Below are 25,412 nucleotides of genomic sequence, written 5' to 3'. Positions count from 1 at the left end.
CCATGTCCGGTCACGATGCACGTGCGGCCCCGTCACCCGTTGAGCGCCACGCACTCCCGGAGCACCGGTTCCAGGCGCAGCTGGGTGTCCTCGCGATCGAAGACCTGAAGGGCGTCGAGGAAGTCGACGATCCACCGCGCCTCGTCCTCGTCATCGATCTTGAGCGCGACGGCGGTCACCGCGCCTTCCAGGTCGAAGACGCCGTCCTTGAACTCGTCGGTGAGTGCCTGGTATCCAGCGGCCAGCAGCGGATCCGCGTACACGCCGGTCGCCTCGGCGAATGCGCGGGCCTGAGCCCGGTCCGCGCGGAGGTCGGCCAGACGACGCAACACATCGTCGGGGTTGCCCAATTCCTCGTGCAGGCGATGGGCCTGGTGCACCAGAAGCGGCCAGCCACCAGTCAGTTCGTGGAGACGGTCCAGACGGTCCTCCGTGTGGAACACGTTGATGCGCTGGGCCCAGCCGCGCAAACTGCGGTGGTCGTGCCTACGCAGCACCACTGGTGCGGCCGAGGGGGGCTCGTTTCCCGTCAGCAGGGAGCGCCACAGGGTGAGCTGAGCGGGGTCGGTGACGATCACGACCGCACGGGTGACCCCCGCAGTGGCGGGCAGCAGCGTCTCGGCCAGGTCGACAGCTTCGCGACAGGTCTCCGGACGGACTGGCTCCCGATAGTTGACGAAGTCGCTGATGACAACACGTCGTTCCCGGGGGCGTCCGCCGGTGAGTTCCTGTTTGTAGACGCTGGGCTTGCCCACGGGCGGCAGCGTCCAGCCGTCGATCGGCCCGGCGATCGTACGCAAAGTCCGGGCGACTTCGGTGACTCCGGTGGCGGTGCTGCCGAGGACGACTCGGGTCCGGTTGGACCGCTCGCCCAAGAGATCGTCGAGCTGGGTGTTGGTGAGCGGAGCCGGCCGCCCGTCGGGAAGCTCGGGGCGGCCCTCCTGGACGATGCTCTCCTGCAATTTGCAGTCCCGTTCGGCCCTAAGCAGACGTGCCTCCACCTCGTGGGAGGTCCCTATCATGCGCAGAGCATTGGGGCCGCGCAGATGCCAGCCCAATCCGTCGTGGTTGGGAGCGAGGACGCCGAGACCCACCATCTCGGAGAGGTAGGCGCGGAACCCCTCGGTATCGAGCTGTTCGAAGCCTATACGCCAGTACGTCTCGCACTCCTCGCGCAACTCGGTGTCACTCAGCCGCACCTCTAGGCCGTGATGGCGGGCGTGGTACGCCAGCACATTGGCGATCACGTCATAGCGGTGGTCGAGGCTCAGCGTGTCCTTGAAAGCCGCCGAGATACCGTCCCGGAGCGCGGCGTCCGACTCCACGATTTCGATGTCGGTCACCTCCACCTCATAAGGAGGTTCCCCGGCGCCGCGCCGCGTCCGCTTGCGGTGCATCAGCTCGACGAGCCGGTGACCGAACATCTGCAGCAGGAACGGCTGGTACGAGCAGTAGCCGAGCACTCGGTTGACTAGATCCAGGTCCTTGAACTCGAACCCGAGCGCCCGCATCGGCTCGACCAGCAGTTCCGCAGCCGACTGGGGAGCCAGCGGGCCGATCACCTTCGGGGTCTGAGCGAGGTGGCCGAACGGCCCGTTGCTCGCCAGCTTGGAGAAGCGCTGCACGGAGTGAAGTCCGGCGAATACGACCTTTGCCGCGTCCTTGGTGTCGGACCCGAGGCCCTTGAGCTTCTTGGTCTGGTCGAACCTCGGGGCGTCGGCCTCGAAGAACTGGTCGCACTCGTCGAGCAGGATCAGTAGTCGGCGACGGGAGTCTCCGTCCAGCCAGGCACGGATGCCGGCGCGCACCCGCTCGGAGGCCTCTTGTCGCTTTCCGGACCCTTGCGGCCGGTCATCGAGTACCTGTGCCACGGTCAGCTCTCTCAGGAGGACGCTCCACAGCGCCTCCGGCCCGCGCGAGCTGCCCTTGCCGATGTTCTCCTGGTCGAGGTTGATGTACACCGTCTGGTGATATCCGGGGCGCTGCTCCGTGAACAGTTCCCCGGCGTCGGCGAGCAGCGCCGACTTGCCCAGGCCCCGGCCCCCGTAGATGACCTGGGTGCCGCGCGGATCGAGGATGCTCTTACGTTCGGCGTCGCGGCCGTAGAACATCTCGCCGCCGATCCGGCCGCGCTTCTCCCTGATGTACGGGTTGACGCCGGAGAAGGGCAGCAGGGTCTGCGTGGCGGCGCTGACCTGGCGGTTGCCGCAGGCCGCGAGATAGGCGAGGGCGGCATCGTCCACCACGAGCAGCGGCTGCAACCGATCAGAACCGGCGGCGAGTTCGACTCGGGCTTCACAGCTCAGTGTGCCGAAGTAGACAACGAGAAGGCTCGCTCCGCTGGTGTCGCGCTCCGCCCAGCTCATGATGACCTTGGCGGGCGGTCGGCCCCAGACCATCATCACCCGCAGGTTGCCGCCCTGCTCTTTGATCTGCGAGCCGAACGCGGGCGCTTTCGCTCTACCGTTGATCTCCACGCCGGTTGCTTCGAAAAGACGGTATTCCCGCCGGTGCTGGGATCGGTCGTCGAGCGGCCTGGCGCTCTTGGCGTCGTAGCCGAGGAGCTTGAGGAGAGGCGGCACCTGTCGCGTCGGAGCCACCTGGAGCCGGTCCTTGCGTTCGGTGGCGGCAAGCGCGCGCCACTCGCCGAGGGCGTCGGCCGCCAGCGCCGCCTCATCGGTCGAGAGGCCGCCGTAGTCCAGGACGGGGACCATCGGATGCTTTCCGCCGGACCGGACCAGGTCGACGAGCTCATGGTCGATCCCTCCTGGCAGGCCGTCGGGCACGGCCGGGAAGAACTCGGTCAGATGGGACTCGCCGCCCTCGATCTCCGGGACCGGCTCGCCGATCTCCAGGAAGTAGACGAGGTCAGCAGCGGTGGCCAGGTCGTTCGTCTCCAGGCGTCGCAGGACCTGGGCCCGCTCTTCTACGGAAGGATCCAGGGCGTCGAGCCGAGCCCGGATTCGGTCCGCCGCCTGCTCCCGGAAGGCCGGCAGGCCACTCCGTACCGTGTCGAGCGCCCGCCGCACGTGCAGCAGGTCGTGTCGTTCACCGATTTCAAGGCTGTTGTGGGCGTCGGCGAGCAACTCTTGAAGACCCAGGTCCTGATCCTCGGTCACGGCACCGTCAGCCTGGGCACGGTGCAGCTCGGCGACGAGTGCGTCGTGTGCCTTCCGCAGCTGCGCACGCCGGGTGGCCTCCCTGTCGTCGATCTCGGCTTCCGCAGGCGGGACGAACTCCCCCGCCCCAGCGGCAGGCAACAACCCGCGCCCGGCCAGCTCGACGATGTCACGAGCCGCGGTGAACGCGTCGTGGGAGAGCCGCTCGTCCAGTGCCTCCTGCCAGCTCCGGTGGACCGCGGTCAGCAGTTCGTCGAGCGACGGCCGCTCGTCACGGGTGTCACACACCTTCAGCAGCTCCGCGTCCAGAACGAGCGCTGGGTCGACGGGACCGCCGGAACCCGTGGTCACGGTGGCATCAGCCAGCAGAGCGAACAGCTCCTCCATCGAGGTGTGAGCCGCCCAGGCCATCGCGCCCGAGAGGGCGTCCGGGCGCCGCGCCAACCGCTCCAGTTCGCCCAGCGCCGCTTCCCTGCCGTTTAGCAAGGACTGGCGCAGGGAGGCAACCTCCTTGACCGCCCGGCTGCCGTCGGAACGGTCGCCGCGACGGGTGCCGTCGACCGCCAGGCACCACTCCTTGACCAGGCTGACGGCCCGCTCCACGAGATGCACCAGATCCTGCCGCCCGGAGCCCTGGAGCGGCTTGCCGCTGGACGAGCGGTACTTGCGGTCCATGCGGTCGATCTCGCTGTTGACCTCGGCCAGTTTCGACAGCCGATCGGCCTGCTCACGCACCTGCTGCAGCGCGTCGCGGTCGTCGCCGACGACGGTCGTGAACAGCGAGCCGAGCATCCCGTCGGGGGCAAGCCAGCGTTTGGCGATCTCCGTCGCCCGTGCGAACCGCAGCCGCTGTGGCGAGAGCAGGGCACGACTCTGATCGCGTAGTTCCCGCAGCCGGGCCTCGGTCCCGGAGACGTCGGCGACCAGCGGCGAAGCGATCAGCAGGGCACCGCTGAGGGCACGGTCGGCGACGGCGGCCGCCGCATCCGCCAGCCGGCCCGGGAGCCTCGGCACCAGCGCCTTGAGCTGAGCGCCCGCAGCGTGGTCACCGCTGATCAGCGCGATAGTCAGCAGGGCGGGCAGCAGGAGGAGTTCGATGCCCTCGGTGTCCTGGCCCGCATATCCGCCGTACCTCTGGAGCAGGTCCGCCGTCAGCCGGGCACTCTGGCTGTCCCCGGACGTGAGCAACGCCGCGGCACCGGCCAGGCGGACCGCCGCCACCTGGGGCTCGGGGTGGCCGGCAGCCCTTGACACATGGTGGGCGAGTCCGAAGCGCCGTTCCATGATCAAACGCGCCAGGACCCCCTCGATAGCGGCCTCATCGGTGACGTCACCACCCGCCGGGGCCGCTTCCTGGATGAGCATGTCCTCGACGGGGGAAAGCGTGGGTGCGGCGAGTGCCTGGACGGGCGCGTCAGCGGAGGTGGAGGGCGCCGAGTCGCTGTCGGCGGCCAGCCCGACGTCTGCCCCGGGGGCGGGCACCGGCACAGCGGTCGTGGTGGTTTCCGGCTCGGCGGCGGGCTGGGGCGCAATCGTCTCGGTCGATGCGGCCGACTGCACGGTTTCGTGTTCTGCGGTCGTCTGGGCATCGGCGGATTCGGCGGTGCCGTGTGCCACGTCGCTGCCGGCGGGGCACACCGGACCATCCATCGGCTGGTCCAGCATCAGCTCGGGAGCGATGAGCACGGCCATGGCGCACGTGGGCAGGACCCGTACGACTTCTCCCTGCAGCGCCAGGATCTCCGTGGCGGCATCCGCCTGTCGTCCCAGCCTAATGAGCTGAGCCAAGGCAGCGAGCGCGGCGCTCTCCTCGTGGTGCAGCTCCTCCCACACCGGCTCGTCCAGCAGGCGGCGAGCCGCGCCGCGCACGGCCCCGGCGGCAGCGGCGGCAGCGGCGGAGCTGTCCGGGCGGCAGGCGACATCCAGCAGTTCCCGCAGCGACTCGCGGGCCTGGAGGTCACGCTCCCGCGCTGTCCGGTGTGCATGCGCAGCACGCGTCATGTCCTCTAGGCGAAGAGGCACCCCCTCGATCCCGGCAACCCGGAACACCGCGTCCACATCGTTGAAAACAGTGCTCAGCGCAGCGAGCCTAGCCAGGTCCTCGTCCTGCGGAGGGCGACCGTCCATGACCGCATCGGTGACCTCCTCCGCGGCCTGGCGGGCCCGCGCCAGGGCGGACTCCAGCTTCCGACATGCCTCCTCGGAAGCTGTGCCCACCTTGGTCCCTGTGCTGTCGGACGTGATTGCGGTCTTCTCGTGCGAAGTGCCGGGGTCCGCTGCTGCGGTCTCCGGGGCGCCGATGACCGGCCGGTCGGTGATGGCAGCGCGCCCTGGTTCACTGCCCTCCGCGAGCGCCAGCCCGTCGTCTTCTGTCGATCCAAAGGCGAAATCGGGGTACGTCTCCACGAGGGGCCGCGCCGCGGCAGCGACGGCGGCGAGCCGGGCCGCCTCCTCATCGTCGGCCGTCGCCCCGAACCAGTCCTGGTCCGCAGCCCAGGCAAGGATGTGGGCGTCGGTGACGGAGGCGTTACACCACGCAAACACGGTAGCCCTGACCAGCGTGGCGCCCCAGCGGGCAACAGGGTCGGGAACCGGCTCCCCGTCGTGCGCCAGGACGAAGTCGCCGACCTGGTTCATCACAGTGCCCGTGAGTCCCTTGATCCCACATGTGCAGGTGTGCTGCCGCGCCTCGCGCCGCAGCCTGGTGAGGACGTCCCGGCACAGAGCAGTGCTCACCCGTCGGGGGGCCGACATGCGGATGCCCAGACTGGTGAGCAACTCCTGGCGCTGCTTGGGTCGCAGCGAGTTGAAAGCAAGTTCCACCATGTCCGCCGTGAGGTCGTTCAGAGCGGCGACGGCCGGGGAGTCCAAGGCATTGAGCGCGGCAGCCATGCCTTCCAGATCCTCGGCCGAGACGCTCGGCGGGGACCATGGCGGCTCTGTGACAACGCGGTAGCAGTCCTGCATGTACACGCACTCCGTTTCTGTGGGTGAGCGGAAGGAGGCTTTGAGCGACGGAAAGAAGTGTGGGCCGGAGCCGTGGACGCGCGGAAGGTCAGTGGCCGCGCGTGTGCTCGGTAACGAACGTGTAGCCGGACGGCAGTTCCCAGCCGTCCGCCTTGCCGAGCCTGCGGCAGTGCTCCCGGAAGGCCGCGCGCTGAACGTCGCTGGGCAGACACCCCGGCCGCAAGCGGCGCAGATGACCTGCGACGAACTGAGCGCCGTGCAGTCCCTCAAGGTCCGATTCGCCACCGCCCCACGGACGTATCACCCGCGGCCTGGCGGGGCGGTAGCCGATTAGGGGAATGCTCCGTTGTCCGTCACGCGGGGGGAAGTGCGGTTGCCCCCAGGCGTCCATGCTGCCTAGGGCCGCCTCCAGAAGACGCCCAGCGAGCAGTTCGGCGACAGCCCAGTCCAGGGCGGCGGCCTGCGACCGGGCCGGTCGGCTTCCGTAGACCGCCCTCGGCAGGACCGACCGGTCCATCAGGGCATGGCCGTCCAGGGTGAGCAGGCCGCAACGGCGCACGGTGCGCATCACTAGTTGCCGGGGACCCAGCCCGGCCGCGCTGTCACCGTGGCGGCTGCTGCCCGGCACATCTTCCCTGGTGAGTACGCGAGGGTCGTAACAGTGCCCCGTCTCACGGTCACCGGCCCGCACCGATTCCTTCAACCGTGTGGTGGCCAGCCGAATGATCGTGTCGCCACGGAGCCGGCGCAGCTCCAGCATCAGGCCGGCGAAGAAGTCACCGGGCCAGACGATTCCCGTCAACCGAAGCGAGTCGTGCCCGAGTTCGGCCGCGATGTCCTGCACAGTCTCCTTCTGGTCCAACGTCTCACCAGCATGGTCGAGTTCGAGGCGAAGCGTGGGGTGCGCGCCGTGCGACCGGCGAAGCTCCTCCGCGACATACGGAGGCAGGGGGAACCAGCCGTCGATGAGATGGGCCAGCCGCAGAGGCGCCCGCCAGACGATCTCCTGCGCGTCGCTTCGCAGAAGTTCGCCGGCGCCGAGGGCGTCGTCGTCGGCGAGGGGCGCATCTACCGGTTCCAGCTCCGCTTCCGTTTCCGGCTCAGGCAGTGCCAGCAGTGTGGAGTTCCAGCCGCGCCCGGCCGGGACCAGAGGGTTTCCGGGTGCCTCCGCGTCGCCAGGATGGTGGGACCGCCATACCCCTCCCCCCTCGACGGCGTCGTCGAGCGTGATCCGGGAGCCGTTGCCGAACAGACCCTGGTCGCTGTCCCCTTGGACCACGTCGGCGAGCGCCACGTTCGCCCGGCACACCGCAGCGGCGTACCCCACCCCCCTGAGCCGTTCCGCCGTCCCGGGAAAACCGCGGAGCCGTGGTCCGACCGCCGTGTACACAGTGACCGGAGCGAGGAGGCCGTGTCGTCGTCTCGCCGGGGTGGCTGCGCGCTCGACCGCGGCCACGAGGGTCCTCAGGTCGTCGCCGCCCAGCGGTCCGGTGTCCCGCCAGCAGTCCGCGAGGGAGGTGCGGGTCATGACGTAGTGACCCCAGGTGCGCAACACGGTACTGGAATTAAGGACACCCCGCACCGTGTCGAGGAGACCTAACAGTCCGGCCCGCAGATCGTCGTCGTGCTTGCCTCCCACCAGGGAAGCAAGGGAAACAGGGATGAAGGGGCTGAGCAGCTGCTCCCGAGCCGTCGTCAGGAGATGTTCCGCGTAGGCCGTCAGATCGTCGCGTTGGGCTTCTCGCAAGGACGGGTAGCACACGTCGACGACGACATGCCCGTCCTCATTGATCCATCGCCCGCGCGTGCGCAAGCGATGAAGCTGAGCCGGTGAAAGGCTCAGGGCCGGACCGAAGGCGTGGAAGTCCGGGACCAGCAATTCTCTGCGCCGTGGCGCGGCATTCGCACCCGGCCTCCCCGGACCTTCTGCGCCCACGGGCGCCCCCGACACCCAGGCCGGTACGTCACCGAGCGCGCCCACCTCCGTGTGCGCGCCCTCCCGGTAGACGATCTCGGCGTAGAGCGGGTCCGACCCGGTGGCGACACACACCATGGCACCGACCGGGAGCACGGGAGCGCACTCGCCGAAGGTGATGACGGGGAAGTCGTCGAGGCACAGCGGGCTTCCGCCATAGCCGTCGCCTCCGAGGGCATACCCGAAGTACACGGCGTTGAAGGCGACGGTGGTGTGCACCGGCGCCGGACGGGCCGCGACAACCGCTTCGAGATAGCTCCGCAGCCGACTGCGTTCCTGGTAGGGGACGGCGTCGTAGCCCTCCGCCATGGCAGCGGTCAGGAGAGCCCTGTCACCGTACGGATCCAGCGCCCCCGTCCACTCACCCTCACCGGCCCCTTTTGCTGACACATACGGGTCCCCACCCATGAAACCTCCGCCGCACTACAGGCCGCCCCGGCCCACCTGCGGTAATCCCCGCAGAGTATGCCCATCCTTAGGTTTCATGTGCCGCTTTCGTCACTTTGTGATGGCCGACGATCGAATCCGCTTACCGCGTTCACGAATTCTGTGGAACCGAAGCGTTAACGCCACGAACACGGCCCGGCCGGAGAGACACACCAGCGCCCCTAACGCCAGGGGCCAGCCAGCCAACCACGCAATAGGCCGATCCTGTAACGGCCGGACGAGAAAGATCCACCACTCCGTGGACGGCATTGGTCGCACGCTGGCAGTCGTAGTCACCTATGGCCAGGTTAACCACACGCAACAGGCACAGCTCAGCGCCTGGGCTGGGTCCGGGATTGGAACGCAAGCGTCGAGCATGCCCGGCTGCGCCTGAGCAACCCACGAAACCGCAGCTCAGATCCCCTTCCCATTAGCTCCAGAATCGCCATGCAGTCCACATGAGGCGCCCCTGCCTCGTCGAACGTCAGGAAACAGGGAACCAGGTCGCGAGGCGCTTGGCGATCGCCGGTACATCGACGTTGTCCTGCGCGACTTCCTCGACGAACGGCCCGGCCACGGAAACGGGCGGCGGGACGGTACTCGCGCTGACGCCGTTGAACCGCAGGAAGACACGCATGGCAAGCCAGGCGGTGCGCTTGTTGCCGTCGATCAGCGCATGGTTGCGGGCGACGGAGTGCAGCAATGCCGCGGCCTTCTCGTGCAGCGTGGGATACAGCTCGGCTCCGAACACGTTCGTCCGGGGTCGCTCAATCGCCGACACCAGAAGACCCATGTCACGCACGCTGTGCTCCGTACCGTTGACCGTACGGGCGATGGCCAGGATTTCGTCGACCTGGATGTAGCGCACGTCGGTCACTTCAGGTAGTCCAGGATCTCCGCATCGCTGTCCATCAGCTCGGCCAGGACGTCATCGACCTTCAGCTCGGCCCGGTCCTGCGCGTCACGGATGGCCTCAATGGCGAGTTCCTGCTTACTGCGGCCCTCCCGACGGGCCCGCTCAGTGAGCTTCGCGTCAAGGTCATCCGGGAGTCGAAGTGTCATCGCCATACAAGGATGATACCAGGACGGTATCAAGTGCGGTCGGGTGGCGCTCGGCTCCGCGGAGCGTGGGGCCAGGCGGCCATGCGCATCGCCAACGCGGAGACCCGAAGACTTCCTTTTCGAGCGTCACCCGAGCGTCAAGAACCCCGCAGAAGCCACTGGAGGGCGTCGCCGCTGCAAGCGCCTCGTTCGCGAATTCGCTGGTCAGAGAGCCCTCAAGGAGCGATCCGTCCGATCGAACCGCTACACGGAGAGGAAAGGTCGAGACCCACAGGAGGAGCAAAAACGGAGGTCAGGCACCCTTGCCCGCAGGCTCAAGGATCGCGACGCACTCGACATGATGCGTCATAGGAAACAGATCGAACGCCCGCAGCGTCCGCACCCGGTATCCGCCCTCCCGGAAGTACGCCAGGTCCCTCGCCAGCGCCGCCGGGTCGCAGGCCACGTATGCGATGCGGCGGGCGCCCAGGCCCACCAGCTGCTTCACCGTGGCCTTGCCGGCGCCCGCGCGGGGCGGGTCCAGGACGATGAGGTCGCATTCGGTGATGCCCGTGCGGGGCAGGACCTGGTCGACCTTGCCGTGTTCGATGCGGACGCGGTCGAGGTCCTTGAGGTTGTGGCGGGCGTCCTCGACCGCGCGCTTGCCGGACTCGATGCCGAGGACCGCGCCCTTCTCGCCGATGCGCTGGCCGATGGCGCCGGCGAAGAGGCCGACGCCGCAGTAGAGGTCGAGGGCGGTGTCGTTCTTGCGGGGCAGCAGGCCCTGCATGACGGCGCGGACGAGGGTGTCGGCGGCCTGGGGGTGGACCTGCCAGAAGCCGCCGGAGCCGACGCGGTAGGTGCGGTCGTCGGCGCGTTCGCGGACGAAGCCGCGGCCGTGGACGCGGTGGACGCCGCCGTCGCGCTCGTCGACGCGGAGGACCGAGACGGGCTTGTCCAGCTCGACGAGGGGGAGGCGGCCGCCCGTGCGGGGGGTGAGGATGACCTGGCGGTCGTGGGAGCCGGTGGCGGAGATGGCCTCGACCGTGGCCATCTGGGGCCAGTCCTGCTTCTCGACGCCGAGCTCGGAGACACCGGGCGCGGCGATCATGCAGTGGTCGATGATCTCGACGTCGTGCGAGCGGTGCTTGCGGAGGCCGACGCGGCCGTCCTCGTCGATGGCGTACTGGACGCGGGTGCGCCAGGCGGGCACCTCGCCCGCCGGGAGCTTGTCGCCCTCGGCCGGCATGACCGTACCGTCCCAGCCGGCCTCCTCGGGGGTGAGGCCCGCGAGGCGCTGGAGCTGCTCCGCGATGACCTCGCCCTTGAGGCGGCGCTGGGCGCCCGGCTTGGCGTGCTGCCAGTCGCAGCCGCCGCACTTGCCGGGGCCCGCGAACGGGCAGGGGGCCTTCACCCGGTCCTTGGACGCCTCGATGATCCGTACCGCGTCCGCGCGCAGGAAGCGCGAGTCGTTGTCGCCGTCGGTGACCTTCGCGACGATCTTCTCGCCGGGCAGGGTGTGGCGTACGAACAGGACGCGGCCCTCGTCCGTCCGCGCGATGCAGTGGCCGCCGTGCGCGACCGGACCGACCTCGACCTCGTACTCCCGCCCGATGAGCGACTCCGGCCGCGTCTCCCCGGTCTGTGTCTCCCCGGACTGCGGCGACGTGGATTCGTTCTGCATGAGGGGCGGGCTCCAAGGGAAGGGGGGTGGCCGACGGCCGGACAACAACCTACGAGTCTACGTCGGTCTCGTCCGGCCGCCGACCATCGGAAGACCTCCCAGGGGTCCCCCGGGGTACCCCGCCTCAGCCCTTCGGCGTCGGGTCCTTGTGCTTGCGTTCCACCGGGCCGCGGCGCACCGAGCCGGGGGCGATCCAGTCCGCGCGCCTGCGTGCGCGCTTCTTGGCCGCCTCGGAGGACTCCAGCTGGTACGGGACCGAGGTGACCATCACGCCGGGGGTGAAGAGCAGCCGGCCCTTGAGCCGCAGGGCGCTCTGGTTGTGCAGCAGGTGCTCGTACCAGTGGCCGACGACGTACTCCGGGATGTAGACGCTCACCACATCGCGCGGGCTCTCCCGGCGCAGGCTCTTCACGTATTCGATGACCGGGCGGGTCACCTCGCGGTAGGGCGAGTCGAGGATCTTCAGCGGTACGTTGATGCCGCGCCGCTCCCAGTCCTCCCTGAGCGCCTTCGTCTCGGCCGGGTCCACGCTGATGGAGAGTGCCTCCAGGTGGTCCGTACGGATGAGCTTGGCGTAGGCGAGCGCGCGCAGGGTGGGGCGGTGGAGCTTGGAGACCAGGACGATCGAGTGGACCCGGGAGGGGCGGATGGACTCGTCGGGGGCGGCGGCGTCGGCGGCGATCTCCTCGGCGACCCGGTCGTAGTGCTTGCGGATCGCGGTCATCGTGCCGAAGAAGATCACCATACCGAGCAGCGCCACCCAGGCGCCGTGGGTGAATTTGGTGGCGAGGACGACGACGAGCACCAGGCCGGTGAAGAAGGCGCCGAAGGTGTTGATCGCGCGGGAGCGGACCATGTGGCGGCGCTTGGCCTGGTCCCGCTCCACGCGCAGGTGGCGGTTCCAGTGCCGGACCATGCCGGTCTGGCTGAGCGTGAAGGAGACGAACACGCCGACGATGTACAGCTGGATCAGCCGGGTCGAGTCGGCGCCGTAGACGACGACCAGCAGGATCGCGGCGCCGGCCAGCAGCACGATGCCGTTGGAGAAGGCGAGCCGGTCCCCGCGGGTGTGCAGCTGGCGGGGCAGGTAGCGGTCCTGGGCCAGGATCGAGCCGAGCAGCGGGAAGCCGTTGTACGCGGTGTTGGCGGCCAGGAAGAGGACGAGGGCGGTGGCGGCGGCGAGGATGACGAAGAAGAACGTGCCGTCGCCGAAGACCGCGGCCGCGACCTGGGAGATGACCGGGTCCTGGACGAAGCCGGAGCCGACCGGGGAGCCGTCGCGGACCAGGTCCGTCGCCGGGTTCTCGGCCATCTTGACGTCGGTGGCCATGGCCAGCGCGATGATGCCGCAGAACATGGTGACGGCGAGCAGGCCCATCATGGCGAGGGTGGTCGCGGCGTTCTTGCTCTTGGGCTTGCGGAACGCGGGTACACCGTTGCTGATCGCCTCGACACCGGTGAGCGCCGCGCAGCCGGAGGAGAAGGCGCGCAGCAGCAGGAAGACGAGGGCGAAGCCGGCCAGGCCCTGGTGCTCGGCCTTGATCGTGTACGCGGCGGTCGGGGCGCGCATGGTGTCGCCGAGGACGAGACCGCGGAAGGCGCCCCAGATGAGCATGATGAAGACGCCGGCCACGAAGAGGTAGGTGGGGATGGCGAAGAGCTTGCCGGACTCCTTGACGCCGCGCAGGTTCATCACCGTCAGCAGCACGATGGCCGCGACCGCGCACCCCGTCTTGTGCTCGACGACGAAGGGGATCGCCGAGCCGAGGTTCTCCACCCCGGAGGCGATCGACACGGCGACGGTCATGATGTAGTCGACCAGCAGGGCGCTGGCCACGGTCAGACCGGCCTTGGGACCGAGGTTGGTGGTGGCGACCTCGTAGTCGCCGCCGCCGCTCGGGTAGGCGTGCACGTTCTGCCGGTAGGAGGCGACGACCGTGAACATGAGGACCACGACCGCGACCGCGATCCACGGGCTGAAGTGGTAGGCCGACACACCCGCGATGGACAGCACCAGGAGGACTTCTCCGGGTGCGTACGCCACCGAGGACAGCGGGTCGGATGCGAAGACGGGAAGTGCGATGCGCTTGGGGAGGAGCGTCTCCCCCAGCCTGTCGCTGCGCAGGGCCCGTCCGATCAGAATCCGTTTGGGCACGTCGGTCAGTTTGGACACGCTGGGATCGTAAGGGTTCTGTATGGGGCCTGCCCCCGCACGACCGGCGTGGCCCGCCAATCTCCTGCACTCGGACGGGAGCGACGCGAAATCCTTAACGGAATCCTGGCACCGTGGCCCCGCGGCACCGCGTTGCGCGCACTCGGATGAGGCAAGGTATCCGGCGCGGCATAAGCTCGTATCCGGGCGACGGGAAACACCGTTGCCCCGTTGTTTGCCCGGCCAGCCGAGGAAAGAGTGTGAGCAGGGTGTTTTCGCAGGTCAGCCGGACGACCAGGACTGCGAGGTAGGCGCAAGGTGCACATCGTCATCATGGGCTGCGGGCGAGTGGGAGCCGCTCTCGCGCAGACCCTGGAGCAGCAGGGGCACACGGTCGCCGTCATCGACCAGGACCCCACGGCGTTCCGGCGCCTCGGCTCCGGGTTCGGCGGACGTCGCGTCACGGGGGTCGGTTTCGACCAGGACACCCTGCGTGAGGCGGGGATCGAGGAGGCCGGGGCGTTCGCCGCGGTGAGCAGCGGCGACAACTCGAACATCATCGCGGCCCGGGTGGCGCGCGAGATGTTCGGCATCGACAACGTCGCGGCGAGGATCTACGACCCCCGGCGCGCCGAGGTGTACCAGCGCCTGGGCATCCCCACGGTGGCCACCGTGCGCTGGACGGCGGACCAGATGCTGCGCCGGCTGCTGCCCTCGGGCGCGGAGCCGCTGTGGCGGGATCCGAGCGGTGGTGTGCAGCTCGCGGAGGTCCACACCACGCCGTCCTGGATCGGCCACAAGATCAGCACGTTGCAGGAGGAGACGGGCGTGCGTGTCGCCTTCCTCACCCGGTTGGGCGAGGCCATCCTGCCGTCGTCGCAGACGGTGCTCCAGGAGGGCGACCTCGTCCACGTGATGATGCGTACGGACGAGATCGCGAAGGTCGAGGCGGCGTTCGCCGAGGGCCCTGAGGAGGGCGGTCACTGATGCGTGTCGCGATTGCCGGGGCCGGTGCGGTGGGCCGTTCCATCGCGGGCGAGCTGCTGGAGAACGGGCACGAGGTGCTGCTCGTGGACAAGGCGCCGACCGCCATTTCGGTGGAGCGGGTGCCGATGGCCGAGTGGCTGCTGGCGGATGCCTGTGAGATCACGTCGCTGGACGAGGCGGCGTTGCAGCGCTGCAACGTCGTGATCGCGGCGACCGGCGACGACAAGGTGAACCTGGTCGTCTCGCTGCTCGCCAAGACGGAGTACGGCGTTCCGCGGGTCGTCGCCCGGGTGAACAACCCGAAGAACGAGTGGCTGTTCAACGAGTCGTGGGGCGTCGATGTGGCGGTCTCGACGCCGCGCCTGATGTCGGCGCTGGTGGAGGAGGCGGTGAGTGTCGGCGATCTGGTCCGGCTGCTGCGCTTCAGCCACGGTGACGCGAACCTGGTGGAGCTGACGCTGCCGCCGGAGTCGGCCCTGGCGGGTACGCAGGTCGGGGAGGTCGCCTGGCCGGAGGACACCTCGCTGGTGACGATCATCCGGGGGCAGCGGGTGCTGACGCCGAGCCCGGAGGAGAGCCTGGAGGCGGGTGACGAGCTGCTGTTCGTGGCCGCGCAGGCGCGCGAGGAGCAGTTGGAGGATCTGCTGTCGGTGCGCCAGGGCGATCCTGGGAAGTAGGACAGCGGCGGCACACGCGAGAGGGCCTGTCACCCCTGGTGACAGGCCCTCTCGCGTGGTTTCAGAACTCCTGGCCGCGGGCCGCTTCGGCGGCGGCCGCCTCCTTGCGTGCCTTCTCGGCCTGTTCCTCGGCCTCCATCTCGGCGAAGACGTCGATGGGCGGCGGAGCCTTGGCGAGGAAGACCCAGGTGAGGTAGACCGCCAGCAGGAACGGCGGGATCTTCAGGGCGACCAGCACCCAGCCGAACTGGGTGGTGTCGGCCCACCAGTACAGCGGGAAGAGGATCGCGCACTTGGCGAGCAGGATCAGGCCCCAGGCGTAGCTGGCCTTGGCGTAGGCCTTCTTGCGGCCGGGGTTACGGGTGCGCCAGGAGAGGTTCTCCTTGAAGACCGGGCCCAGGATGAGGCCGATCAGCGGGAGGCCGGCGACCGTGCTGACCAGATAGGCCAGGGCGAGGCCCAGGGTGTAGAGCATGCCCGGGAGGTAGAAGTCCTTGGCGTTGCCCGTCATCTTGGCGAAGACCACGCCGAAGGCCACCCCGAAGACACCGCTGAAGGCGTGCTTGACGGTGTCCTTGCGGATCAGCCGGACGGCCACGAGCGCCAGCGACACCGCGACGGCCGCGATGGCCGAGTTGGTCAGGTTCTTGTCGATGGTGAAGATCGTGACGAAGAGCAGTCCGGGCAGGACGGTCTCCACCATGCCCCGCACGCCACCGAAGGCCTCGAAGAGCGCTGCCTCGGTCACCGCCCTGGCATCGGCCTCCTGCTGGTCGGTGGTGCGGTCCGTGTCGGACGTCGGCTTGTCGAGAGACGTCACCGGCTACTCCTTGCCGAGCGGTCGGAGTTCGTATTTGGGGTTGAACAGCACCCTGCGCCCGTGGCTCATCGCGATCCGGCCGGAGGCGATGAGCTTGCGGCCCGGTTCTATGCCCACGATGGAGCGGCGGCCGAGCCAGACCACGTCGAGCGGTGCGGTGCCGTCGAAGATCTCCGCCTCCAGGGCGGGCACTCCGGCGCGCGGCCGCAGGGTCACCGTCCGCAAGGTACCAGTGACCTTCACGATCTGGCGGTCGGTGCATTCGGAGATCCGGGTGCACCCCGACGCCTGCGCGTCCTCCTCCAGCTCCTCGCACTCCAGGTCCTCCTGGGAGCTGGCAAGGCGGTCGAGCATCCGCCGGAAGCGCCCGGAAGGCCGGTCGGCCTTGTGGGGCTTCTCGAATCGAGGAACAGCACTCATACCCGAAGGGTACCGGTCCCGCGAGGTCGTCGCGGGTGGTCGCCGTCTCACTCGAACGGGGGGCGTGAATGCGCCCGGTCGCCGGGTTCAGGAGCGTTCGAAGCGGTAACCCATGCCGGGTTCGGTGACGAAGTGGCGGGGGTGGGAGGGGTCGGCCTCCAGTTTGCGCCTCAGCTGGGCCATGTAGACGCGCAGGTAGTTGGTCTCGGTGCCGTACGACGGTCCCCAGACCTCCTGGAGCAGCCTGCGCTGGCTGACGAGCCGGCCGCCGTTGCGGACCAGGACCTCCAGCAGGTGCCACTCGGTGGGTGTGAGCCGTACGTCGCGCCCCCCGCGGTGGACCTTCTTGGCGGCGAGGTCGACGGTGAAGCCCTCGGTCTCCACGATCTCGGCCTCGTCGGCGCCGGCCTGGCTCACGGGCTCGGCGCGGCGCACCGCCGCCCGCAGCCGGGCCAGCAGCTCGTCCATGCCGAACGGCTTGGTCACGTAGTCGTCCGCCCCCGCGTCCAGCGCCTCGACCTTCTCGTCGGAGGTGTGGCGGGCCGAGAGCACCAGGATCGGCACCCTGGTCCAGCCGCGCAGGCCCCTGATCACGTCGACGCCGTCCATGTCGGGCAGCCCGAGGTCCAGGACGACGACGTCGGGGTGGCGGGCGGCGGCGAGCTGGAGGGCGGTCGCCCCGTCGGGCGCGGCGTCCACCTCGTATCTGCGCGCCTTCAGGTTGATCACGAGGGCGCGTACGATCTGCGGCTCGTCGTCGACCACAAGCACCCTGGTCATCGCGGTCCTGCCTTTCTGCTGTGGGTGGGGCCGGTCGGGAGTCCCCTGTCGTCCAGGAGCTTTCCGTCGTCCAGGAGTTTCCCGTCGTCCGCGCGGGGAACGGAGGCGTGGCCCGGGGCCGCCTTGAGGGTCAGGACCATGGTGAGGCCGCCGCCGGGGGTGTCCTCGGCGTCGAGCGTGCCGCCCATGGACTCGGCGAATCCGCGGGCCACCGCGAGGCCGAGGCCCACTCCGGCGCCGCGCGGGGCGTCGCCGTAGCGCTGGAAGGGTTCGAAGATGCGCTCCTTGCCCTCGTCGGGGACGCCGCGGCCGCGGTCGGCGACCCGGAGTTCGACGCGGGTACCGAGCGCGCTGGCGGCGACGGTGACGCGGTCGCCGTCGGGGCTGTACTTGACGGCGTTCTCCACGACGTTGGCGACGGCCCGCTCCAGGAGCCCTGGGTCGACGGCGACCATGGGCAGCGTCTCGGGGATGTCCAGGTCGACGCTGTCCTCCGGGACGCCGCCCAGGGCCATGGGCACCACCTCGTCCAGGTCGATCTCCCGGATCAGCGGGGTGACCGTGCCGGTCTGGAGGCGGGACATGTCGAGGAGGTTGCCGACGAGGTGGTCGAGGCGGTCGGCACCGGCCTCGATGCCTTCGAGGAACTCGGCCTCGTCGTCGTCGGACCAGGCGACGTCGTCGGAGCGCAGGGAGCTGACGGCGGCCTTGATGGCGGCGAGCGGAGTACGCAGGTCGTGGCTGACGGCGGCCAGCAGCGCGGTCCTGATGCGGTTGCCCTCGGCGAGCCTGCGGGCCTCCTCCGCCTCGTCCACCAGGCGCTGGCGGTCCAGGACGACGGCGGCCTGGGCGGCGAAGGCGCCGAGCACCCGGCGGTCCTCGGCGGGCAGCACGCGGCCGGACAGGGCCAGGGCCATGTGGTCGCCGACGGGCATATCCACGTCGGCGTCCTCGGGGCGGGCGACCGGTGCCGGGCCCACGCTCCCGGCGCACGTCCACGGGTCGACGTCGCTCTGCCGCTCCAGCAGGGCGACGGACCCCATGCCGAAGGTCTCGCGGACCCGGTCCAGGAGCGCGGCCAGCGTGGTCTCGCCGCGCAGCACGCTGCCGGCCAGGAACGACAGGATCTCGGACTCCGCGCGCAGCCGGGCGGCCTGGTGGGTGCGGCGGGCCGCGAGGTCCACGACGGAGGCCACCGCGACCGCCACCGCGAAGAAGATCACGATGGCGACGAAGTTCTCCGGGTCCTGGACGGTGAGGGTGTGGGTGGGCGGGGTGAACCAGTAGTTCAGCAGCAGGGAGCCGGCGGCGGCGGACGCGAGGGCGGGCAGCAGTCCGCCGATGAGGGCGGCGGCGACGGTCATGAAGAGGAAGAGCAGGACGTCGTTGGCGAGCCCGGGGCCGGGCTCCAGGGCCTTGAGGAGCACGGCGAGGAGGACGGGACCGCCGACGCCGACCCCCCAGCCCCAGATGATGCGGGCCCGGCCGAGCCGGGCGCCGCGGGCGATGGGCAGGCCCCGGCCCTTGGCGACCTCGTCGTGGGTGACGATGTGGACGTCGAGGTCGGGGCCGGACTCGCGGGCGACGGTGGCGCCGACGCCGGGTCCGTAGATGTACTGCCAGGCCTTGCGGCGGCTGGAGCCGAGGACGATCTGTGTGGCGTTGACGCCCCGGGCGAACGCGAGGAGCGCGGAGGGTATGTCGTCACCGATGACGTGGTGGAAGGTGCCGCCCAGGTCCTCGACCAGGGTCCGCTGGACGGCCAGTTCCTTGGGCGAGGCCGAGGTCAGTCCGTCGCTGCGGGCGATGTAGACGGCGAGGATCTCGCTGCCCGAGCCCTTGGCCGCCATCCGGGAGGCGCGGCGGATGAGGGTGCGGCCCTCGGGGCCTCCGGTGAGGCCGACGACGATGCGTTCGCGGGCCTGCCAGGTGGTGCGGATGTTGTGCTCGCCCCGGTACTGCTGGAGGTATTCGTCCACCCGGTCGGCGACCCAGAGGAGGGCCAGTTCGCGCAGGGCGGTGAGGTTGCCGGGGCGGAAGTAGTTGGACAGGGAGGCGTCGATCCGGTCCGGTTTGTAGATGTTGCCGTGGGCCATGCGGCGGCGCAGGGCCTGGGGCGACATGTCGACCAGTTCCAGCTGGTCGGCGCGGCGGACCACCTCGTCGGGCACGGTCTCGCGCTGGCGTACGCCGGTTATGGACTCGACCACGTCGCCGAGGGATTCCAGGTGCTGGATGTTGACGGTGGAGACCACGTCGATGCCGGCCTGGAGCAGCTCCTCGACGTCCTGCCAGCGCTTGGCGTTGCGGGAGCCGGGCACGTTGGTGTGGGCCAGCTCGTCCACCAGGGCGACGGCCGGGCCGCGTTCCAGGACGGCGTCGACGTCCATCTCGGTGAAGAGGGCCGCGCGGTGCTCGATCTCGCGGCGCGGGACCTCTTCGAGGCCGGTCAGCATGGTCTCGGTGCGCGGGCGGCCGTGGTGCTCGACGAAGCCGATGACGCAGTCGGTGCCCCGTTCGACACGACGGTGCGCCTCGGCGAGCATCGCGTACGTCTTGCCGACGCCGGGTGCCGCACCGAGGTAGATCCGAAGTTTGCCGCGCCCCATGGCCCCATCGTCTTCCGAAACGGCGGCTGCCTCCGTGACAGCCCGTTGTCGAAACTACCCTGTGAATTTCCGGCATATCGGGCGGGGGGTGGGGAGGCGGTGTGATTTGACGCAACCCTGATACGGCGCCCCGGCTGTCACCGCTCCCACGTCAGTGCCCGCACGTCAGTGCTCGATGATGTGCCCGTCGCTGAGCTCCAGCACCCGGTCGGCCAGTCCGAGCAGCTGGGCGTCGTGGGTGGCGACGAGTGCGGTGACGCCCTCGCTGTGGACGACGGCCCGCAGCAGCTCCATCACCGCGAGGCCGGTCTCCGCGTCGAGCTGTCCGGTCGGCTCGTCGGCGATCAGCAGGGCGGGCCGGTTGGCCAGCGCGCGGGCGATGGCCACCCGCTGCTGCTGGCCGCCGGAGAGCTCGCCGGGGCGCTGGGCGGCGTGGTCGGCGAGCCCCACCAGGGACAGCAGCAGCGACACCCGTTCCTCGCGCTCCTTCGGGTCGGCCTTGCGCAGCCGCATCGGCACGCCGACGTTCTCCGCCGCCGTCAGGATCGGGATCAGGCCGAACGACTGGAAGATGAAGCCGACGCGGTCGCGGCGCAGCTCCAGCAGGCCGTTCTCGCCGAGCGAGGAGAGGTCGGTGCCGTCGACGGTGATCCGGCCGCCGTCGGGGCTGTCGAGGCCGCCGACGAGGTTGAGCAGGGTCGTCTTGCCGGAACCGGAGCGTCCCTTGAGAGCGACGAGTTCGCCGCGCGGCACGTCGAAGGAGACGCCACGCAGCGCGTGTACGGCTCCGGCGCCCGAGCCGTAGGAGCGGTGCAGGTCCTCGATGCGGACCATGGGGCCGTCCGCGACGGCCGTGCCGCCCTGCCCGCCGGTGTTCGTGTCGGCGGTGTTCTCGGTCATGGCGCTCCCCCGTGGGTCCTCGGTCTGTCGGCCGCCAGTATGTGCAGGTGGCACGGGACCGGGCAATGCCCGGGTACGGCCGCGGCGGCCGGACCCGGGCACGGCGTATCCGTCAGCGCGTCCCGGCACCGCCCATCAGCCGCCGCAGCGCGAGGTTGAGTCCGAGGACATTGACGCGGGGTTCCCCGATGAAGCCGAGGACGCGCCCGTCGGTGTGCTGCTCGACCAGCTCGGCGACCCGGTCGGCCGCGAGGTGGTTGCGGGCCGCGACACGGCGGACCTGGAGGTGCGCGTACGCCGGGGAGATGTCGGGGTCCAGTCCGGAGCCGGACGAGGTGACGGCGTCGGCGGGAACCCGGGCGGGGTCGACCGGATGGCCGGGGACGGAGTTGTCCCTGACGACGGCGGCCTTGGCGGCGGTGACCCGCTCGATGAGGTCCGCGTTGTCGCCGGAGAGGTTGCTCGCGCCGGAGACGAGCAGCGTGTAACGGGTGTTGAGGCTGTTGGTGCCGAGCCCCTCGGAGGGGCGCGGCTGGAACCACCTGAGGTCGGGGGCCGCGACCTCCTGCCCCTTCTTGAGGGGCAGGTCGTAGCGCTGGCCGATGAGGGCGGAGCCCACCACCTCGCCGCCGGCGGTGATCTCGGAGCCGTTGGCGCGGCCGGGCATGAACGCCTGGGCGATGCCGGTGACGGCGAGCGGGTAGATAACGCCGCACACCAGGGTGAGGACGAGCAGGGCGCGCAGGGCGGCCCAGAGCTGCCGGGCGGGGTTGCGTACGGACTGGTTCATGGCGGGTCAGCCGATTCCGGGGACGAGGGAGAGGAGCAGGTCGATGAGCTTGATGCCGGCGAACGGGGCGATCAGTCCGCCGATGCCGTAGACGGCGAGGTTGCGCCGGAGCATGGACGCGGCGCCGCCCGGCCGGTAGCGGACGCCCCTGAGGGCGAGCGGGACCAGCGCGACGATGATCAGCGCGTTGAAGATCACGGCGGCGAGGATCGCAGACCTGGGCGACGACAGGTCCATGATGTTGAGCGTGTCCAGGCCCGGGTGGACCGCGGCGAACATCGCGGGGATGATCGCGAAGTACTTGGCGACGTCGTTGGCCAGCGAGAACGTGGTCAGCGCCCCGCGGGTGATCAGCAACTGCTTGCCGATCTCCACGATCTCGATCAGCTTCGTCGGGTCGGAGTCCAGGTCCACCATGTTCCCGGCCTCCTTGGCGGCCGAGGTCCCGGTGTTCATGGCCACGCCGACGTCGGCCTGGGCGAGCGCCGGGGCGTCGTTGGTGCCGTCGCCGGTCATCGCGACGAGCCCGCCGCCCGCCTGCTCCCGCTTGATGAGGGCCATCTTGTCCTCGGGCGTGGCCTCGGCGAGGAAGTCGTCCACGCCCGCCTCCTGGGCGATGGCCTTCGCGGTCAGCGGGTTGTCGCCGGTGATCATGACCGTACGGATGCCCATCCGGCGCAGTTCGGCGAACCGCTCGGGCATGCCCTCCTTGACGACGTCCTTGAGGTGGACGACGCCCAGGACCCGCGCCCCGCTCCCGTCGTCCACGGCCACCAGCAGCGGGGTGCCGCCCGCGCCGGCGATGCGGTCGGTGAGCGCGCGGGCCTCGTCCGGGACGCTGCCGCCGCGTTCCCCCACCCAGGCGAGCACCGATCCGGCGGCGCCCTTGCGGACCGCGCGCCCTTCGGTGTCCACGCCCGACATCCGGGTGCGGGCGGTGAAGGCGACCCAGGTGGCACCGGACAGCTCCCGCGCGTGGCGTTCGCGCAGCCCGTACCGCTCCGTGGCGAGGACGACCACGGAGCGGCCCTCGGGTGTCTCGTCGGCCAGCGAGGCGAGCTGGGCGGCGTCCGCGAGCTCGGCCCCGGTGACCCCGGGCAGGGGCAGCAGTTCGGTGGCGCGGCGGTTGCCGAGAGTGATGGTGCCGGTCTTGTCGAGCAGCAGCGTCGAGACGTCACCGGCGGCCTCGACGGCCCGCCCGGACATGGCGAGGACGTTGCGCTGGACGAGCCGGTCCATGCCCGCGATGCCGATCGCGGAGAGCAGCGCGCCGATGGTGGTCGGGATCAGGCAGACCAGCAGGGCGGTCAGCACGATCATGGACTGCTCGGCGCCCGCGTGGACGGCGAAGGGCTGGAGGGTGACGACGGCGAGCAGGAAGACGACGGTGAGGGACGCCAGCAGGATGTTCAGGGCGATCTCGTTGGGCGTCTTCTGCCGGGCTGCGCCCTCCACCAGGGCGATCATCCGGTCGATGAAGGTCTCGCCGGGCTTGGTGGTGATCCGGACGACGATCCGGTCGGAGAGCACCTTCGTACCGCCGGTGACCGCGCTGCGGTCGCCGCCCGACTCTCGGATGACGGGGGCAGATTCGCCCGTGATCGCGGACTCGTCGACGCCTGCCACGCCTTCGACGACGTCTCCGTCGCCGGGGACGAGGTCGCCGGCCTCGCAGACCACGAGATCGCCGACGCGCAGGTCGGTGCCCGCGACCCGCTCCTCTCGCGCGCCGGTCAGCCGCCGGGCGACGGTGTCCGTCTTCGCCCGGCGCAGCGTGTCGGCCTGGGCCTTGCCGCGGCCCTCGGCGACCGCCTCCGCGAGGTTGGCGAAGACGGTGGTCAGCCACAGCCAGCCGGTGATCGCCCAGCCGAACCAGTCGCCCGGGTCCCGCACGGCGAGCACGGTGGTGAGTACGGAACCTGCCAGCACCACGAACATGACCGGTGTCCTGGCCATCACCCGCGGGTCGAGCTTGCGCAGGGCGACGGGGAGCGCGGCGGCCAGGGTCTTCGGGGAGAACAGCCCGGCGCCGGTGCGCCGCCGGGGCGCGGTGGTGGGCATGGGACGCTCCTGTCGCGTACGAGTGGTCATGACGCCAGCCCCTCGGCGAGCGGGCCCAGGGCGAGGGCCGGGAAGTAGGTGAGGCCGGCGATGACCACGACGACGGCGGCCAGCAGCCCGCTGAACAGCGGTGTGTGCGTGGCGAGGGTGCCGGAGGTGGCCGGTACGGGCCGCTGCTCGGCCAGCGAGCCGGCCAGCGCCAGGACGAAGACCATGGGCAGGAACCGGCCCAGCAGCATCGCGAGCCCGATCGTGGTGTTGAACCACGGAGTGTCCGCGTTGAGCCCGGCGAAGGCCGAGCCGTTGTTGTTGGCGCCGGAGGTGTAGGCGTAGAGGATCTCGGAAAAGCCGTGCGCGCCCGTGTTGGTCATCGACGCGGGCGGGGTGGGCAGCGCGATGGCGACGGCGGTGAAGCCGAGCACCAGGGCGGGGGTGACCAGGAGGTAGCAGGCGGCGAGCTTGATCTCGCGGGTGCCGATCTTCTTGCCCAGGTATTCGGGGGTGCGGCCGACCATCAGACCGGCGACGAACACCGCGATGACCGCCATGATCAGCATCCCGTAGAGCCCGGAGCCGACGCCGCCCGGCGCGATCTCGCCGAGCTGCATGCCGAGCAGGGTGATGCCGCCGCCCAGGCCGGTGAACGAGGAGTGGAAGGAGTTCACCGCCCCGGTCGAGGTGAGGGTGGTGGCCACCGCGAACAGGGACGAGCCCCCGACTCCGAACCGGGTCTCCTTGCCCTCCGTCGCCCCTCCCGCGATCTCGAAGGCGGGCCCGTGGTGGGCGGACTCGGTCCACATCATCAGCGCGCTGAAGCCGATCCAGAAGACGAGGGTCGTCGCGAGGATCGCGTATCCCTGCCGGACCGAGCCCGTCATGCGGCCGAAGGTGCGGGTCAGGGCGAAGGGGATGACGAGGATCAGGAAGATCTCGAAGAGGTTGGACAGGCCGTTGGGGTTCTCGAAGGGGTGGGCGGAGTTGGCGTTGAAGTATCCGCCGCCGTTGGTGCCCAGCTCCTTGATCGCCTCCTGCGAGGCGACCGCGCCGCCGTTCCACTGCTGCGGCCCGCCGGTGAACCGGCCGACCTCATGGATGCCGGAGAAGTTCTGCACGGCCCCGCAGGCGACCAGCACGAGTGCGCCGACGACCGACAGGGGCAGCAGGATGCGCACGGTGCCGCGCACCAGGTCGGCCCAGAAGTTGCCGAGTTCCCCGGTGCGGTGGGCGGCGAAACCTCGTACGAGGGCCACCGCGACGGCCATGCCGACGGCGGCCGAGACGAAGTTCTGCACCGCGAGGCCGCCGGTCTGCACGACGTGGCCCATGGTCTGCTCACCGGCGTACGACTGCCAGTTGGTGTTGGCGACGAACGAGGCGGCCGTGTTGAACGCCTGGTCCGGGCTGATCGAGGAGAAGCCGAGCGAGCCGGGCAGGACGCCCTGGAGCCGCTGGAGCAGGTAGAGGAGGAGGACGCCGACGGCGGAGAACGCGAGGACGCTTCGCAGATAGGCGGCCCGGCGCATCTGTGCGCCGGGGTCGGCGCCGATCGCCCGGTAGATCCACCTCTCGGCCCGCAGATGGCGGGGCGAGGTGTAGACGCGGGCCATGTGGTCGCCGAGGGGGCGGTGGGCCAGTCCCAGCGCCACGACGAGCGCGAGGAGCTGGAGTATGCCGGAGAGGACGGGGCTCATGTCGGGCTCAGAACCTCTCCGGGAAGAGGAGGGCGAGTACGAGGTAGCCCAGCAGGGCGGCGGCCACGACGAGGCCGGCCACGTTGTCCGCGGTCACAGCTTCGCCACCGCCCCGGCGACGAGTGCCACCAGCGCGAAGACAGCGATCGTGGTGACGACGAAGGCCAGATCGGCCATCGGGTGCTCCTGGATGAGGTGTCGATGGATCGGACCTCTTGAGCAAACCGCCTGCCGGAACCGCTGTGACCTGCGTTGATGCCTTCCTTACGCGAAGGGGCGCCGCTTTGACGGCGCCTGTACGCCCCCGATACGC

17 protein-coding genes are annotated in these 25,412 nt (G+C 70.0%); 2 read left to right on the top strand and 15 right to left on the bottom strand.

Going from position 1 to position 25,412, the window contains the following annotated elements; genetic code table 11:
- Positions 1-32: 32 nt before the first annotated feature.
- The 6 genes from P8A18_RS26440 to P8A18_RS26410 all read right to left on the bottom strand — a co-directional run bounded on the left by P8A18_RS26440 (position 33) and on the right by P8A18_RS26410 (position 13,385).
- A complete protein-coding gene (locus P8A18_RS26440) occupies positions 33-6,086 on the bottom strand; it encodes a hypothetical protein (RefSeq protein ID WP_371933793.1) in 6,054 nt (2,017 codons plus the stop codon).
- A gap of 88 nt (positions 6,087-6,174) precedes the next feature.
- Positions 6,175-8,451: a hypothetical protein gene (locus P8A18_RS26435; protein WP_306058337.1), complete on the bottom strand. Its 2,277-nt coding sequence runs from the start codon at positions 8,449-8,451 to the stop codon at positions 6,175-6,177.
- Positions 8,452-8,971: 520 nt separating this feature from the next.
- A complete protein-coding gene (locus P8A18_RS26425; protein ID WP_306058335.1) occupies positions 8,972-9,364 on the bottom strand; it encodes a type II toxin-antitoxin system death-on-curing family toxin in 393 nt (130 codons plus the stop codon).
- Positions 9,361-9,555 (bottom strand): ribbon-helix-helix protein, CopG family, encoded by a 195-nt coding sequence (locus P8A18_RS26420; RefSeq protein WP_007445201.1) that lies wholly within the window; start codon positions 9,553-9,555, stop codon positions 9,361-9,363. The genes P8A18_RS26425 and P8A18_RS26420 overlap by 4 nt, the downstream gene beginning before the upstream one ends.
- Before the next feature lie 286 nt (positions 9,556-9,841).
- Entirely contained in the window at positions 9,842-11,212 is a 1,371-nt protein-coding gene (locus P8A18_RS26415) for a class I SAM-dependent RNA methyltransferase (RefSeq protein WP_306058332.1), read from the bottom strand.
- A gap of 124 nt (positions 11,213-11,336) precedes the next feature.
- A complete protein-coding gene (locus tag P8A18_RS26410; RefSeq protein ID WP_306058330.1) occupies positions 11,337-13,385 on the bottom strand; it encodes an APC family permease in 2,049 nt (682 codons plus the stop codon).
- A gap of 297 nt (positions 13,386-13,682) precedes the next feature.
- On the opposite strand from P8A18_RS26410, the gene P8A18_RS26405 reads away from it, so the two are divergent.
- Positions 13,683-14,351, top strand: a complete 669-nt coding sequence (locus P8A18_RS26405) for a potassium channel family protein (RefSeq protein WP_018551451.1) — start codon at positions 13,683-13,685, stop codon at positions 14,349-14,351.
- Positions 14,351-15,028 (top strand): potassium channel family protein, encoded by a 678-nt coding sequence (locus P8A18_RS26400; protein ID WP_018551452.1) that lies wholly within the window; start codon positions 14,351-14,353, stop codon positions 15,026-15,028. The genes P8A18_RS26405 and P8A18_RS26400 overlap by 1 nt, the downstream gene beginning before the upstream one ends.
- 61 nt (positions 15,029-15,089) lie before the next feature.
- On the opposite strand, the gene P8A18_RS26395 is transcribed toward P8A18_RS26400, so the two are convergent.
- From P8A18_RS26395 to kdpF, 9 genes are all read right to left on the bottom strand, one after another.
- Entirely contained in the window at positions 15,090-15,848 is a 759-nt protein-coding gene (locus tag P8A18_RS26395) for a DUF3159 domain-containing protein (protein ID WP_018551453.1), read from the bottom strand.
- A gap of 3 nt (positions 15,849-15,851) precedes the next feature.
- Complete coding sequence (locus tag P8A18_RS26390; RefSeq protein ID WP_306058327.1) at positions 15,852-16,268, bottom strand: OB-fold nucleic acid binding domain-containing protein; 417 nt, start codon at positions 16,266-16,268, stop codon at positions 15,852-15,854.
- 87 nt (positions 16,269-16,355) lie between these two features.
- Positions 16,356-17,048, bottom strand: coding sequence for a response regulator (locus P8A18_RS26385; RefSeq protein ID WP_306058325.1), 693 nt, complete (start codon positions 17,046-17,048; stop codon positions 16,356-16,358).
- Positions 17,045-19,657: a sensor histidine kinase gene (locus P8A18_RS26380; RefSeq protein ID WP_306058323.1), complete on the bottom strand. Its 2,613-nt coding sequence runs from the start codon at positions 19,655-19,657 to the stop codon at positions 17,045-17,047. The genes P8A18_RS26385 and P8A18_RS26380 overlap by 4 nt, the downstream gene beginning before the upstream one ends.
- 165 nt (positions 19,658-19,822) lie before the next feature.
- Positions 19,823-20,557 (bottom strand): ABC transporter ATP-binding protein, encoded by a 735-nt coding sequence (locus tag P8A18_RS26375; RefSeq protein WP_306058322.1) that lies wholly within the window; start codon positions 20,555-20,557, stop codon positions 19,823-19,825.
- A gap of 112 nt (positions 20,558-20,669) precedes the next feature.
- Entirely contained in the window at positions 20,670-21,347 is a 678-nt protein-coding gene (locus P8A18_RS26370) for a potassium-transporting ATPase subunit C (protein ID WP_306058320.1), read from the bottom strand.
- A 6-nt stretch (positions 21,348-21,353) separates the two neighbouring features.
- A complete protein-coding gene (kdpB, locus tag P8A18_RS26365; protein WP_371933716.1) occupies positions 21,354-23,438 on the bottom strand; it encodes a potassium-transporting ATPase subunit KdpB in 2,085 nt (694 codons plus the stop codon).
- On the bottom strand, positions 23,435-25,099 hold the full coding sequence (kdpA, locus tag P8A18_RS26360; RefSeq protein ID WP_306058317.1) for a potassium-transporting ATPase subunit KdpA: 1,665 nt from the start codon (positions 25,097-25,099) through the stop codon (positions 23,435-23,437). The genes kdpB and kdpA overlap by 4 nt, the downstream gene beginning before the upstream one ends.
- A 7-nt stretch (positions 25,100-25,106) precedes the next feature.
- Positions 25,107-25,196 (bottom strand): K(+)-transporting ATPase subunit F, encoded by a 90-nt coding sequence (gene kdpF, locus P8A18_RS26355; RefSeq protein ID WP_018520580.1) that lies wholly within the window; start codon positions 25,194-25,196, stop codon positions 25,107-25,109.
- Positions 25,197-25,412 lie beyond the last annotated feature (216 nt).

Origin of the sequence: Streptomyces sp. Mut1 (genome assembly GCF_030719295.1) — a bacterium.
GTDB lineage: Bacteria > Actinomycetota > Actinomycetes > Streptomycetales > Streptomycetaceae > Streptomyces > Streptomyces castrisilvae.
Note: the sequence above shows the minus strand (reverse complement) of the source record. Positions and strands in the feature narration are given on the sequence as shown.

Bases quoted from the DNA above. Each gene is read 5' to 3' on its own strand.
- P8A18_RS26420 (WP_007445201.1), bottom strand. From the start codon at position 9,555: ATGGCGATGACACTTCGACTCCCGGATGACCTTGACGCGAAGCTCACT.
- P8A18_RS26370 (WP_306058320.1), bottom strand. From the start codon at position 21,347: ATGAACCAGTCCGTACGCAACCCCGCCCGGCAGCTCTGGGCCGCCCTG.
- kdpB (WP_371933716.1), bottom strand. From the start codon at position 23,438: ATGACCACTCGTACGCGACAGGAGCGTCCCATGCCCACCACCGCGCCC.
- P8A18_RS26375 (WP_306058322.1), bottom strand. From the start codon at position 20,557: ATGACCGAGAACACCGCCGACACGAACACCGGCGGGCAGGGCGGCACG.
- P8A18_RS26400 (WP_018551452.1), top strand. From the start codon at position 14,351: ATGCGTGTCGCGATTGCCGGGGCCGGTGCGGTGGGCCGTTCCATCGCG.
- P8A18_RS26385 (WP_306058325.1), bottom strand. From the start codon at position 17,048: ATGACCAGGGTGCTTGTGGTCGACGACGAGCCGCAGATCGTACGCGCC.
- P8A18_RS26380 (WP_306058323.1), bottom strand. From the start codon at position 19,657: ATGGGGCGCGGCAAACTTCGGATCTACCTCGGTGCGGCACCCGGCGTC.
- P8A18_RS26390 (WP_306058327.1), bottom strand. From the start codon at position 16,268: ATGAGTGCTGTTCCTCGATTCGAGAAGCCCCACAAGGCCGACCGGCCT.
- P8A18_RS26440 (WP_371933793.1), bottom strand. From the start codon at position 6,086: ATGCAGGACTGCTACCGCGTTGTCACAGAGCCGCCATGGTCCCCGCCG.
- kdpA (WP_306058317.1), bottom strand. From the start codon at position 25,099: ATGAGCCCCGTCCTCTCCGGCATACTCCAGCTCCTCGCGCTCGTCGTG.
- P8A18_RS26415 (WP_306058332.1), bottom strand. From the start codon at position 11,212: ATGCAGAACGAATCCACGTCGCCGCAGTCCGGGGAGACACAGACCGGG.